This window comes from Streptomyces sp. NPDC006997, assembly GCF_040635175.1.
GTDB lineage: Bacteria > Actinomycetota > Actinomycetes > Streptomycetales > Streptomycetaceae > Streptomyces.
Genome location: NZ_JBEYHH010000010.1, coordinates 160,733 through 173,232, shown reverse-complemented (window position 1 = coordinate 173,232; position 12,500 = coordinate 160,733). Strand labels below are relative to the sequence as shown.

8 protein-coding genes and 1 pseudogene are annotated in these 12,500 nt (G+C 73.5%); 4 read left to right on the top strand and 5 right to left on the bottom strand.

Annotated elements, in window-relative coordinates; all coding sequences use genetic code 11:
- Positions 1–1,588: 1,588 nt before the first annotated feature.
- Positions 1,589–1,932 (bottom strand): annotated as a pseudogene (locus ABZ659_RS12905) (fatty acid--CoA ligase family protein); the annotation flags it as partial.
- A 48-nt stretch (positions 1,933–1,980) separates the two neighbouring features.
- Here ABZ659_RS12905 and ABZ659_RS12900 point away from each other — a divergent pair.
- Complete coding sequence (locus ABZ659_RS12900) at positions 1,981–2,160, top strand: hypothetical protein (RefSeq protein ID WP_360217505.1); 180 nt, start codon at positions 1,981–1,983, stop codon at positions 2,158–2,160.
- Between the two features lie 225 nt (positions 2,161–2,385).
- Here ABZ659_RS12900 and ABZ659_RS12895 read toward each other — a convergent pair whose 3' ends face one another.
- The 3 genes from ABZ659_RS12895 to ABZ659_RS12885 form a co-directional block, all read right to left on the bottom strand.
- Positions 2,386–3,444, bottom strand: coding sequence for an endonuclease/exonuclease/phosphatase family protein (locus ABZ659_RS12895; RefSeq protein WP_360217395.1), 1,059 nt, complete (start codon positions 3,442–3,444; stop codon positions 2,386–2,388).
- Positions 3,445–3,621: 177 nt separating this feature from the next.
- Positions 3,622–4,257, bottom strand: coding sequence for a TetR/AcrR family transcriptional regulator (locus tag ABZ659_RS12890; RefSeq protein WP_360217392.1), 636 nt, complete (start codon positions 4,255–4,257; stop codon positions 3,622–3,624).
- A gap of 131 nt (positions 4,258–4,388) precedes the next feature.
- A complete protein-coding gene (locus ABZ659_RS12885; protein ID WP_360217389.1) occupies positions 4,389–5,990 on the bottom strand; it encodes an MFS transporter in 1,602 nt (533 codons plus the stop codon).
- A gap of 194 nt (positions 5,991–6,184) precedes the next feature.
- Here ABZ659_RS12885 and panB point away from each other — a divergent pair, with 194 nt between their 5' ends.
- From panB to ABZ659_RS12870, 3 genes are all read left to right on the top strand, one after another.
- Positions 6,185–7,060 carry a 3-methyl-2-oxobutanoate hydroxymethyltransferase gene (gene panB / locus ABZ659_RS12880; protein WP_360217386.1) on the top strand — a complete coding sequence of 292 codons (876 nt, stop codon included), beginning with the start codon at positions 6,185–6,187 and terminating at the stop codon, positions 7,058–7,060.
- A gap of 157 nt (positions 7,061–7,217) precedes the next feature.
- Positions 7,218–8,240, top strand: coding sequence for an ATP-binding cassette domain-containing protein (locus tag ABZ659_RS12875; protein ID WP_360217383.1), 1,023 nt, complete (start codon positions 7,218–7,220; stop codon positions 8,238–8,240).
- Complete coding sequence (locus ABZ659_RS12870) at positions 8,237–9,058, top strand: ABC transporter permease (protein ID WP_360217380.1); 822 nt, start codon at positions 8,237–8,239, stop codon at positions 9,056–9,058. Before ABZ659_RS12875 ends, ABZ659_RS12870 begins: the two co-directional genes overlap by 4 nt.
- A gap of 11 nt (positions 9,059–9,069) precedes the next feature.
- Here ABZ659_RS12870 and ABZ659_RS12865 read toward each other — a convergent pair whose 3' ends face one another.
- A complete protein-coding gene (locus ABZ659_RS12865) occupies positions 9,070–12,324 on the bottom strand; it encodes a BTAD domain-containing putative transcriptional regulator (RefSeq protein ID WP_360217376.1) in 3,255 nt (1,084 codons plus the stop codon).
- Between the last annotated feature and the right edge of the window lie 176 nt (positions 12,325–12,500).

Genomic DNA, 12,500 nt, shown 5'->3' with positions numbered 1-12,500 from the left:
CGCTGGTCATGAGTCAAAGTGGTTCGCAGGCGGCGGCATTCTTCCGAGACGTTCGCCAGAGCCAAGTCGTCTGATTTGTCCGGGATGATGGAGGAGGGGAGGGCGTACAGGCAACGCCTGCTGATTGGGGTTGCCGTCGGGGCCGCCCGCTTCTTTGCCAGGGTCGTGCTTCCACGCCCCGGCCTCAAGGGCGCTGCGCTGTCGCTCCGCGTCGCCTTCGGCGATCGGCCTGCGGCCGACCCTTGACCCCGGGCCGCTCCAGCACGGGTAAGAAGTGCGCGGACGGCCCGGAAAGACGGGGGCCGGGCCCTGTTGATCCCCAGGGTGCGCTTCTGGGCGGGCGTGGGTATGGGGGCGCGTCGGCGTCTCGCCTGCACGCCGGGCTGGCTTAGCGGCTTGCGGCCCGGTGGGTGGCAGGGGCGCGCACCGGGTGAGCGGAGGCACGCCGGATCGGTTCAGCGACTGGCGGGCTGGCGAGTAGTGGCGGGAGCGGCGCCGGGTGGCGTCCCGCCGAGTGGTGTAGCCATACGGACCGCGCGGCTCCGATCAGAGCCATGTGACGGTGGCCGACCGGCTCGCTTGGCCGCAGGGCGTGCTGCTCGCGGGCGTCAGCACCCCGATCCGGCGCGGAGGCAGTTGCACCGCCGAACTGACCTGCGCAGTCATGAACTCCGCGCCGCTACACCACTCGGTGGGACACCACCGCGCGCCGGGTGGGTGGGGGCACGCCGGGTCGGCTCAGCGGCTATCCGTGGGTGGATGGGGTGAGGGGGACGGGGGCAGGTGGGTGAATGAGTGAGAGGGCGGTCCCAGGGCTGGAGATTGAGGGCGCGCGCGATGGGGGCAGGAGGGGCAGTCGACTCGGAGCGGGGGAGGCCACCTCACCCGTCACACCAGCCCATCCCCACCCCACAGACCACACCCTCGGGCAGTGATTGGCCCTTTTGACCCATACCCCCTCTGACCAAGGGAAACGAAGACCATGGCCCGCCGAGGGGAAGCACTCTGGGCCGTGAGCCAAAGGCACCAATCACCCCCGTCAGGCGCCCACGAGGCTTACTCATGAGGCAGATGTGACAGCAGAGGCAAGCCATCTGGCCCTCTCACCCCGGCACCCCCTCCGCCCGCCGCCGCCCGTTCCCTTCACCCGCCACCCCACCGGCCCGCAAGCCGCTAACCCAGCCCGGCGTGCCACCACCCACCCGGCGCGCTCCCCCGCCACCCCCACCGGCCCGCCAGCCGCTAACCCAGCCCGGCGTGCCGCCACTTGCCGGGCGCGCACTCGCCACCGGGCCGCAAGCCGCTAAGCCAGCCCGGCGTGCGGGCGAGACGCCAGCGCGCCCCCACACCCACTCCAACCCAGAAGCAGGCGTGAGGGATCAGCAGGCCCCGGCCCCCCGTCTTTCCGGGCCGCCCGCTCGCTTCTCACCCGTGCTGGAGCGGCCCGGGGTCAAGGGTCGGCCGCAGGCCGATCGGCGCAGCCGACGCGAAGCGACAGCGCAGCGCCCTTGAGGCCGGGACGCGGAAGCACGACCCTGGCGAAGAAGCGGGCGGCCCCCGCGGCAACCCCCACCCGCAGGCGCCGGCCTCAGCGGTCCCGCTGCCTCAAGTCGCCCTTCAGGACCTTTCCGCTTGCGTTGCGTGGGAGGTCGGGGAGGAATTCGATCCCTCGCGGGACCTTGTAGTTGGCCAGCTCGCGGCGGGACCAGGCGATCGGGTCGGCTGCGGTGAGGGACGAGGTGGGGCGGCGGAACACGTAGGCCTTGGCTACCTCGCCGAGGCGGGGGTCGGGGATGCCGATGACCGCGGAGTCGGTGGCGTCGGGGTGGCGGGACAGGGTCTGTTCGATCTCCCGGGGTAGGCGTTGAAGCCGCCGACGATGAACATGTCCTTGACGCGGTCGGTGATCCGCGGGTTCCCCGATCCGTCCAGACGATCCTGGGGCATAGCTCCGGATCACCTTGTGGTCGTCTTGTGGTCGTGCACCCGCCGTCCCTGACAGGCGGTCGGAGGGTCCGCGTGGACGGCGAGATCCTCCGCCTCGCGCACGACGTGCGGGACCGGGTGGAGTTCCTGCGCCGGGCCGGGCTGGAGATCGAGCCGGAAGACGTCGCCTCCTTGCCCTTGATCGACTGGCGCGGGGACGGCCCCGAACGGTGAGGGCACGACGCTCCGGGTGATATCTGCACAGGCCCCCGCGCGCCCGGCGCTGTCGTCCCCACGGCCAGCCCGCGTCCCGGGCGCCTACGGCCAGGGCTGGCAGGGCCAGGGGCATGGGGATCGTGGGCTTTTCGAGAGGGGTGTTCCGGGCATCGTATGTTCAGATGCGGGACAAACTCTCTCGGGGTCAGTATTCCGGCAGGTCAGGCCCAGGCTTCCAGTCGGTTAAGAATGTGTGGACAGGTCGACGCGGGCCGCCACCGGGAGGTGGTCGCTGCCGGTCTCCGGGAGGGTCCAGGAGCTGACCGGTTCCACGCCCTTCACCATGATCTGGTCGATGCGGGCCATCGGGAACGACGCGGGCCAGCTGAAGCCGAAGCCGCTGCCCGCCGCGCCCTGCGTCGAGCGGAGCTGGCTGGTGACCGCGTTCAGGGCGCGGTCGTTCATCGTGCCGTTCAGGTCGCCGAGCAGGGCGGTCCGAGGCAGGCGCTCGTCGGCGATGGCCTCGCCGAGGGCGTCGGCGCTGTGGTCGCGCTGCCGGGCGGTGAACCCGGCCTCCAGTTTGACCCGCACCGAGGGCAGGTGGGCGACGTAGACCGCGAGCGGTCCGGTGGGGGTGGTCACCGTGGCGCGCATGGCGCGGATCCAGCCCAGCTTGATGTCGACGGACCGTACGCCGCTCAGCGGGTACTTGCTCCACAGGCCGACCGTGCCCTGCACGGCGTGGTACTCGTACGTCGACGCCAGCGCCCGCTCGTACACCGGGACCGCCGAGGCCGTCAGCTCCTCCAGCGCCAGCACGTCGGCACCGGCGGCGGCCACGGCGCGGGCGGTGCCCTCCGGGTCGGGGTTGTCGGCGTTGACGTTGTGGGTGGCCAGGGTGAGGTCGCCGCCGGTGGTGGCCTTGTCGGTGAGCAGTCCGCCGAACACGTTCAGCCAGACCACCAGCGGCACCAGGACCGCGACCAGCGCGGACGCGGAGCGGCGCAGCACGCCGAGCGCGAGCAGCACCGGGATGCCGATGCCCAGCCAGGGCAGGAAGGTCTCGGTGAGGCTGCCGAGGTTGCCGACGGAGTTCGGGATGTGCGCGTGCGCCACCATCACCAGGGCGAGCAGCAGCGCGAGCGCGGCGAGCACCAGGCCGCGGCGCCAGAACCGGCGGTCGGTCCGCACGTCGGTGAGCAGCCGGGCCGTACGGCCGCGCAGGCGCCGTAGGGCCGAGCCGGGGTGTTCGGGCTCCGCGTCGCCGTTGTCCGTGTCCGTCACGTACGCCTGTTGCGCCATGCTGTCGCCTCGCTACCTGCCGTGCACACCGTCGTCCCCCACGCCTACGACCCTAGGGGATGATCGGCTCCCTTCCCGCCGTCCCGTGGCGGCCGTACGCACGTGAGGGACGAGCCGTGCCGCGCGGGCAGTTCCGGGGCCCGGGCGGAACGCTCGTCCTGTGACGGAACGCGCACATCAGTGCGGGGCGGTGGGCGGGCTGACGGGGCGTAGGCCTTCGAGGAGGGTGTCCACGATCTGCTCCGCGAGGCCCTCGGGGAGGTCGGCGGCGCGGTGCAGTACGGCACGCACCAGCATGGGGCCCACGATGATGTCGTAGAGCAGTTCCGCGTCGGTGTCGGCGCGCAGTTCGCCGTCGCGCTGGGCGCGGCGCAGCACCTCGATCCCGGCGCGGCGGCGGGGGGCGATGACCGTGCTGTCGTAGGCGGCCCAGATCCTGGGGCTGCTCTTCATCTGGGCGCGCACGTTGTGCAGGAGCGCCGAGGTGCGGTCGGCGAGGCCGCGGCGGCGCAGTGTCTCCAGCAGGACGACGAGGTCGTCCCGCAGGGAGGTGCCGGGGAGTTCGGGTACGGGGGGTTCGGCGGTCCGCAGGACGTCGACGAAGAGTTCCTCCTTGCCGCGCCAGCGGCGGTAGATGGCGGCCTTGCCGACGCCCGCGGTGCGCGCGATGCGTTCGATGGAGAGTTCGCCGAGCGGGACGCCGTCCTCCAGGAGCTTCATCGTGCCCTCGATGATGGCGCGTTCGACGGCCTCGCTGCGGGGGCGGCCCCGGGTGGGGCCGTCGTGCGGGGGGTGGGGGGCGCCGAGGCTCACGGCGGTGCGTCCCTTCGTCGTGCGTGGCGCGTGGTGCGACGACCACGTGATGCGTCGTGTGGGGCGGTCGGCGCGATTCTCCCCGGGTTCCGGTGCGCGGTCCACGACGGTCCGGGTCCGGGGGGAGACGTCTACGGCCTTCCGCCGCCCTGCGACACCCGTTCCGCCGTCTCCTCGCCGCCCGTGGGGCGTTCGGTGGCCGGGGCCGGTCGCCTGCCCGGCAGGAACGCCGCCACGACGAGCGCGCCGAGCACCGCGACGCCCGCGCCGCACACCGCGGTGACGTGCATGGCGTGCAGGAAGGCGCCGTTGGCCGAGTCGACGAGGGGGGCGCCGGCGGGGCCGAGGCGGTCGGCGACGGCGAGGGTGGCCTCGATGGACTCGCCCGCGGCGTGCCGGGCCCCGGCGGGTACGGCGGCGAGCTCGTCCTCGATGCCGGTGCGGTAGGCCGCCGACAGGACCGAGCCGAGTACGGCGATGCCGAGGGCGCCGCCGACCTGGCGGAAGGTGTTGCTGAGCGCGGAGGCGGAACCGGCCTTCTCGCGCGGCAGGGTCTGCATGATGACGACGCTGACCGGGGTCATGATGTGCGCCATGCCGGTGCCCATCAGGAAGAACACGACCTCCAGGATCCAGATCGGCGTGTCGGCCTCCAGGGTGGCGAACGCGCCGAGCATCGCGGCGATCAGCACCATGCCGCCGGTCGTCGTCGCCCTGTTGCCGAAGCGCTCGACGACGAGCCGGGCGCGCGGCGCGAAGACCAGCTGCGCGAGGGCCAGCGGCAGCATCAGCGCACCGGTCTCCAGCGGCGAGTAGCCGCGCACGCTCTGGGTGTAGAAGACGGCGAAGAACGTCACGCCCATCAGCGCGAAGAAGACCAGCGAGATGGCGGCGACCGCGGCGGAGAAGACCTTGTCCTTGAAGTAGGTGACGTCGATGGACGGGTGGTCGCTGCGCTTCTCGAAGACGACGAACCCGGCGAGGACCGCGAGTCCGGCGGCGATGGTGCCCAGCACGGTGACGTCCGTGAAGTCGGCCAGCTCACCGCCGCGGATGATGCCGTAGACGAGCAGGACCAGGCCGACGACGGAGAGTCCGACGCCGACGGGGTCGACGCGGCCGGGGTCCGGGTCGCGGGAGTCGGGCACCAGCCACACCATCAGCGCCAGCGCGAGCAGCACGATCGGCACGTTGACGAGGAAGACCGAGCCCCACCAGAAGTGGTCGAGGAGCGCGCCGCCGGTGATCGGGCCGATGGCGATGGCGAGGCCGACGCCGCCCGCCCAGATGCCGATGGCCTTGGGCTGCTCGTCGCGTTCGAAGACGTTCATCAGGACGGCGAGGGTGGCGGGCATCACGAAGGCCGCGCCGAGGCCCATCAGGGCGCGGAAGCCGATCAGCTCGTTCGGCGAGGAGGCGGAGGCGGCGAGGGCCGAGCCGATACCGAAGACGACGAGCCCGCCGAGCAGCACCCGTTTGCGGCCCAGCCGGTCCCCGAGGAGGCCGGCGCTGAACAGCAGGCCCGCGAAGACGAGGGTGTAGGCGTTGATCGCCCACTCCAGCTCGCTCTGGGTGGCGCCCAGGCCGGTGGGGGCGGGGGTGGAGATCGTCTTGATGGCGACGTTCAGGATCGAGTTGTCGAGGACGACGATCAGCAGGCTCAGCATCAGCACACCGAGGATCGCCCAGCGGCGCCGGTGCACCGCCTCGGGCACGCCAGAGGGAGTTGTCATGCCGTCGAGGCTAGGGGGAATTACGATACGACCCGGTCTCGTATCGTAAGTTTTTACCGCCTTCTTAACCGGCCACCGTGACCGGATGTCGACGTGACGGGGGTCCCCTAGCCGCGTCCGGCACGAGGTGCCACCATGGAAGGGATCCGGGGACGCCGTCAGGGTGCCTCGAGATGACGTAAGGAGCCGGTGCAATGACGCAGCTTTCGGCTGCCCAGCCCGCGAAGGCGGGAGCCTCCGACGGCAGCAAGGCGCTGTACGGGGGCAAGGGCACACGCCGCATCACCGTCCGCGACATCGCCCTCGCCAAGGAGCGGGGCGAGAAGTGGCCCATGCTCACCGCGTACGACTCGATGACCGCGTCCGTCTTCGACGAGGCCGGGATACCGGTCATGCTCGTCGGCGACTCGGCGGGCAACGTCCACCTCGGGTACGAGACCACCGTGCCCGTCACGCTCGACGAGATGACCATGCTCTCCGCGGCCGTGGTCCGGGGGACCAAGCGCGCCCTGATCGTCGGCGACCTGCCGTTCGGTTCGTACCAGGAGGGGCCGGTGCAGGCGCTGCGCTCGGCGACCCGGCTGGTGAAGGACGCGGGCGTGCAGGCCGTGAAGCTGGAGGGCGGCGAGCGGTCGTACGACCAGATCCGGCTGCTCGTCGAGTCCGGCATCCCGGTGATGGCCCACATCGGGCTGACGCCGCAGTCCGTGAACGCGATGGGGTACCGCGTGCAGGGGCGGGGCGAGGAGGCGGCCCAGCAACTGCTGCGGGACGCCAAGGCCGTGCAGGACGCGGGGGCGTTCGCGGTGGTGCTGGAGCTGGTGCCCGCGGAGCTGGCCGCGGAGGTCACCCGGACGCTGCACATCCCCACCGTGGGGATCGGGGCCGGGGCGGCCACCGACGCGCAGGTGCTGGTGTGGACGGACATGATGGGGCTCACCGGCGGGCGGGTGCCGAAGTTCGTCAAGCAGTACGCCGATCTGCGCGGCGTGATCGGGGACGCCGCGAAGGCGTTCGCCGAGGACGTCGTCGGCGGGACGTTCCCCTCCGAGGAGCACTCCGTCCACTGAGCCACTGTCCGCACCACCAGGGTGGCCCCGCCGATCTTCCCCCGTCGGCGGGGCCACCCCCTTCGGCGGGGGTGCCCGCGGCCGCCCGCGAGGGCTGTCGGTGGACTGTCGGTCGGCTGTCGGTGGTCTGTCGGCGCGGGCTGGGACCGTCTCTCGCATGACGGGAATCGACATGAAGGCCAGGGGCGCGGCGGTCGCCGTGCGTGGGCTGGTCAAGCACTTCGGGGAGACCAGGGCGCTGGACGGCGTCGACCTGGAGGTCCGGGAGGGGACCGTGATGGGGGTGCTCGGGCCGAACGGCGCCGGGAAGACCACCCTCGTGCGGATCCTCTCCACGCTGCTCAAGCCCGACGCGGGCCAGGCGCACGTCGCGGGGTACGACGCCGTACGGCAGCCCCGGCAGTTGCGCCGGGTGATAGGGCTGACGGGGCAGTACGCGTCGGTGGACGAGAAGCTGTCGGGGTGGGAGAACCTCTATCTGATCGGGCGCCTCCTTGACCTGCCGCGGAAGGAGGCCCGCGCGCGGGGTGACGAGCTGCTGGAGCGGTTCTCGCTGACCGAGGCCGCCCGGCGGCCCGTGCAGACGTACTCCGGCGGGATGCGGCGGCGGCTCGACCTGGCCGCGTCGATGATCGGGCGGCCGGTCGTGCTGTTCCTGGACGAGCCGACCACCGGGCTCGACCCGCGGACCCGCAACGAGGTCTGGGACGAGGTCCGGCGGATGGTCGGGGACGGCGTCACCGTGCTGCTGACCACGCAGTACATGGAGGAGGCCGAGCAGCTCGCCTCCGAGCTGACCGTCGTCGACCGCGGCAGGGTGATCGCGGGCGGCCGGATCGAGGAGCTGAAGGCGAAGGTCGGCGGGCGCACCCTGCGCGTCCGCCCGGCCGACCCGCTCCAGGCGCGCCCGCTGGCGTCCTGGCTGGACGAGCTGGGGATCACCGGGCTCGCCACCATCACCGTGGAGGCCGACAGCGGCACCCTGCTGGTGCCCGTGCTCAGCGACGAGCAGCTGACCGCGGTGGTCGGCGCGGTCACCGCGCGCGGGGTCACCCTCGCCTCCGTCAGCACCGAACTGCCCAGCCTGGACGAGGTGTTCCTGTCCCTCACCGGCCACCGCGCGAGCGCCCCGCGGGGCACCGCGTCCGCCCCCGGGATCCGCGAGGAGGTCGCCGCGTGAGCGCCACCACCCTGACCACCGGTGCCCCGGTCGCCGACAGCCGGATCTCGCTGCGCGGGCACCTGCGGCACACCGGAGCGCTGGTCCGCCGCAACCTGCTGTGGATCCGGCAGGACCCGGAGTCGATGTTCGACGCGATCCTCTTCCCGGTCGTGTTCACGCTGCTGTTCGTGTACGTCTTCGGCGGTTCCATCGGGCAGTCGCTCGGCGGCGGGCAGGAGGCGTACGTGCAGTACGTCGTGCCGGGGCTGATGGCCATGATGGGCATGAGCATGGCCCAGGGCGTGGGCACCGGCTTCAACCAGGACTTCAACACCGGCGTGATGGACCGCTTCCGGTCGCTGCCGATCGGCCGTGGCTCGGTGCTGTTCGCGAAGATCGCGGTCGAGCTGCTGCGGATGCTGTTCGCGACGACCGTGCTGCTCGTCGTGGGCGTCCTGGTCGGGTTCGACATCACCGACTGGGGCGGGCTGCTGGCCGCCGTCGGACTGTCGGTCGTGTTCGGCTCGGCGCTGATGTGGGTGTTCATCACCCTGGGCGTGATGATGAAGAACGCCCAGTCGGTGCAGGCGATGGGCTTCCTGGTGCTGATGCCGCTCCAGTTCGGCTCGTCGATCTTCGCGCCGACCGACTCGATGCCGGGCTGGCTGCGGAACTTCACCGACGTCAACCCGCTCTCCGCGCTCGCGGACAGCGCGCGCGGGCTGATGGTGGGCGGGCCGGTCGCCGGCGACGTGTGGCTGACGCTGGCCTGGTCGGTGGGGATCACGGCGGTGATGGCGCCGGTGGCGGTCCACAAGTTCCGTACGAAGAGCTGACCCGCGCCGGGTCAGACGAGGGCGGTGGCCTCCTCCGGGGAGAGGGCGCCGCCCTCCTCGTACGCCTTGGTGTACTCCTCCTCGGGCAGGACGACGCGGGTGAGGTCCACGGCCCGTTGCAGGACCGAGCGCTCCAGCAGGGAGAGCCGGTGGCCCGGCGGCAGCAGCGATGCGGCGGCGCCCAGACAGCGGGCGGCGGCGGTGGGCTCGCCGGTTCCGGTGAGCGTGAGGGCGGTGGTGACCAGGTACGCCGAGGCCAGCTGCGGGGCCATCGCGCGGGGCAGCGGTTCCTGGGCCAGCAGCACGCCGCGCCGCGCCTTGGTCCGGGCGTCGTCGTACCGCTCGTCGAGGACGTCCAGCCAGGCTTCCAGGCAGAGGATGAAGGCGTCGAAGACGACGAAGGCGCTGAGGGCGAAGTCCTCCCGCAGCCCGCGCAGTTCGGTACGGGCCTCCGCCGCCCGCCCGGTCACGCTCAGCCACCCGGCGAGGAACACCCGGGCGAACGCGGTGGACTCGTGCGGGCCCAGGTCCTGCGCGATGACCTCGCGCAGCAGCCGCTCCCCGCGCTCCCCCTGCCCGGCCTCCAGCAGGGTGCTGCCGAGCCGGGCGTTGAGGACGGCGAGCTGGGCACGGGCGCCGAGCCGCTCGGCGAGTTCCATGGCCGCCTCGAAGTCGGCGGCGGCGTCGGCGAACCGGCCCTCGTGCTCGGCGGTCTCGCCCCGGGCGGACAGCGCCTCCGCGGCGCCCCAGACGTCGCCGAGGCGCCGGTAGACGGTGAGCGCCTCGTCGGCGTCGCGGGCGGCGTCGCCGGCCCACTCGGGCCGGTGGGCGATCATGTTGGCGCGCATCTGGAGGCAGGCGGCCAGCTCCCAGTCGAAGCCGGGGGTGGCGCGGCAGGTCGCCACGGCGGCGTCGCAGACGTCGGGCAGCAGGTGCACCTGGCCGGTCAGCATCACCGCGTACATCCACGTCATACCGGGGACGCGGCAGACCTGCGGCAGGCCGGGCTCGTAGACCTCGGTGATGGCGCGCAGCTTGCGCTGCCGGTCCTCGCTCTCCCAGACCTCCAGCTCGGTGTCCATGCAGGCCATGTGGGCGAGGTGGGCGCCGCGCCGGGCCTCGGCCAGCAGCTCGCCGGTCCACGGCGGGGGCCGGTCGGTGCAGCGCTCGTGGACCGGTTCGGCCCGCCGGAGCGGTGCGGCGAACGGGTCGGGGCCCAGCTCCATGACCTCGGCGCACCAGTTGCGGGCCTCCGTGCGCAGGTCACGCATCTGCCAGAACCAGCACAGCGACAGCACCAGGCACAGCCCCTCCTGCTCGTCGCGGCGGGCGACGGCGTGCCGCAGGGCGGTGCGCAGGTTCTCGTACTCGCGCTCCAGGCGGGCGATGGCGGCGAGCTGGCCCGAGCCGCGCAGCGACGGGTCGGTGGTGCGGGCGAGTTCGCGGTAGTAGGTGAGGTGGGCGCGCTCGGCGGCGTCGCGGTCCCCGGCCTCGTCGAGGCGTTCGGCCGCGTACTCGGCGACGGTCTCCAGGAGCCGGTAGCGCATCCCGTCGTCGTCGGAGGGGGCGGCGACGACGAGCGACTTGTCGACGAGGGAGCCGAGCACGTCGAGCGCGGCGGGCCCGCAGACGGCCTCGGCGGCGGTCAGGTCGCAGCCGCCCGCGAAGACCGACAGGCGGCGCAGGACGTCCCGCTCGGGCGCGTCGAGGAGGTCCCAGGACCAGTCGACGACGGCGCGCAGGGTCTGCTGGCGGGGCAGGACGGTGCGGCTGCCGGAGGTGAGCAGGCGGAAGCGGTCGTCGAGCCGGTCGGCGATCTGGCGGGGGGTGAGCATCCGCAGCCGGGCGGCGGCGAGTTCGATGGCGAGGGGCAGCCCGTCGAGGCGGCGGCAGATCTCCGCGCACGCCTCCGGGTCGTCCTCGGCGCGGAAGCCGGGGCGGGCGGCGGCGCCGCGGTCGGCGAGCAGCCGCAGCGCGTACGGCTCCGGCAGCGGGTCCACCGGGCGCAGCACCTCCCCGCTGACGCCGAGGGGTTCGCGGCTGGTGGCCAGCACCGTCACGGCCGGGCAGCGGGCGAGGAGTTCCGCGACGAGGTGGGCGGCGGCGTCGACGACGTGCTCGCAGTTGTCGAGGACGAGCAGGATCCGCTGTCGGCCGCAGTGCTCGACGAGGCGGTCCACGGGGTCGTCGTGCCGGTCGCCTCCCACGGCCCGCATCCCCTCGGCCCCGGCGCCGTACAGCACGGTCTCGCGCGCTCCCACGGCGGTCAGGACGGCCTCGGGTACGGCGGCCGGGTCGTCGACGGGGGCCAGCTCGGCCAGCCACACCCCGCCGGGTACGGCGTCCCGTACCGACTCGGCGGCCTCCTGCGACAGCCGGGTCTTCCCGGCGCCGCCGGGCCCGAGCAGGGTGACGAGGCGGGCGGTGGCGAGGTCGGCGCGGATCGCCTCGATGTCGCCCTCCCGGCCGACGAAGGAGGTGAGCCGGGCGCGCAGGTTGCCGCGCGGGCGGGGGCCGTCGGGGACCGGCGGGGCCGCGTCGGGCCGCAGCAGTTCCGCGTGCAGGGCGCGCAGCTCGGGCCCGGGGTCGGAGCCGAGCCGGTCGGCGAGGAGGCGCCGTACCTCCTCGTAGGCGGCCAGGGCCTCCGCCGTACGCCCGGTCCCGCGCAGGGCGCGCAGCCGCAGCGCCTGGAGGGGTTCGTCCAGCGGGTGCCCGTCGCACAGCGCGGTCAGTTCGGGCAGCGCCAGGTCGGCCTGGCCGAGGGCGAGGGCGGCGGCGAGGCGGGCGCGCCGCACCTGAAGGAGCCGGGCCTCGCAGCGGGCGGCCTCGGCGGCGCGGTCGGGCAGGTCGGCGAGGGCGGGGCCCTGCCACAGCCCCTTGGCGTCGTCGAGGAGGGCGGCGGCCCGCGCCGCGTCCCCGTCGGCCAGCGCCCGCAACCCCTCCTCGGCGAGCCGCTCGAACCGGTGCAGGTCGACGTCGTCGGCCTGGGCGGTGAGCCGGTAGCCGCTGTCGGCGGAGGCGACCGCGTCGGCGCCCAGGGCCCGCCGCAGCCGTCCGACCAGCGCCTGCACGGCGGCGGGCGCGTCGCCGGGCGCGTCGCCGTCCCACACCTCGTCGACCAGCAGGCCCACGGGCACGGCCCGGCCCGCCCGCAGGGCCAGCACGGTCAGCAGGGCGCGCAGGCGCGCCCCGCCGACCGGGACGGGGGTGCCGTCGGGACGGAACGCCTGGGTGGTGCCGAGGATGCGGTAGCGCACGGGGTCCATTGTCCCTGGCCGGGCCCTGGTGCCGCGCCCGGGTTCACACGGGCAGGACGCGCACCGCCGCTCGCCATGTCAGCCGCGGACCACCAGGCCCGGGTGCACGCGGGCACGACCGGCCCGGCGCCCGGGCGTCCCGCGGCGGAGGGGCCGACCCGGCCCCACGGAACCCGCACCGCCCC

Coding starts and splice junctions, on each gene's coding strand:
- ABZ659_RS12895 (WP_360217395.1), bottom strand. CDS start 3,444: ATGGCGCAACAGGCGTACGTGACGGACACGGACAACGGCGACGCGGAG.
- ABZ659_RS12885 (WP_360217389.1), bottom strand. CDS start 5,990: ATGACAACTCCCTCTGGCGTGCCCGAGGCGGTGCACCGGCGCCGCTGG.
- panB (WP_360217386.1), top strand. CDS start 6,185: ATGACGCAGCTTTCGGCTGCCCAGCCCGCGAAGGCGGGAGCCTCCGAC.
- ABZ659_RS12875 (WP_360217383.1), top strand. CDS start 7,218: ATGACGGGAATCGACATGAAGGCCAGGGGCGCGGCGGTCGCCGTGCGT.
- ABZ659_RS12865 (WP_360217376.1), bottom strand. CDS start 12,324: ATGGACCCCGTGCGCTACCGCATCCTCGGCACCACCCAGGCGTTCCGT.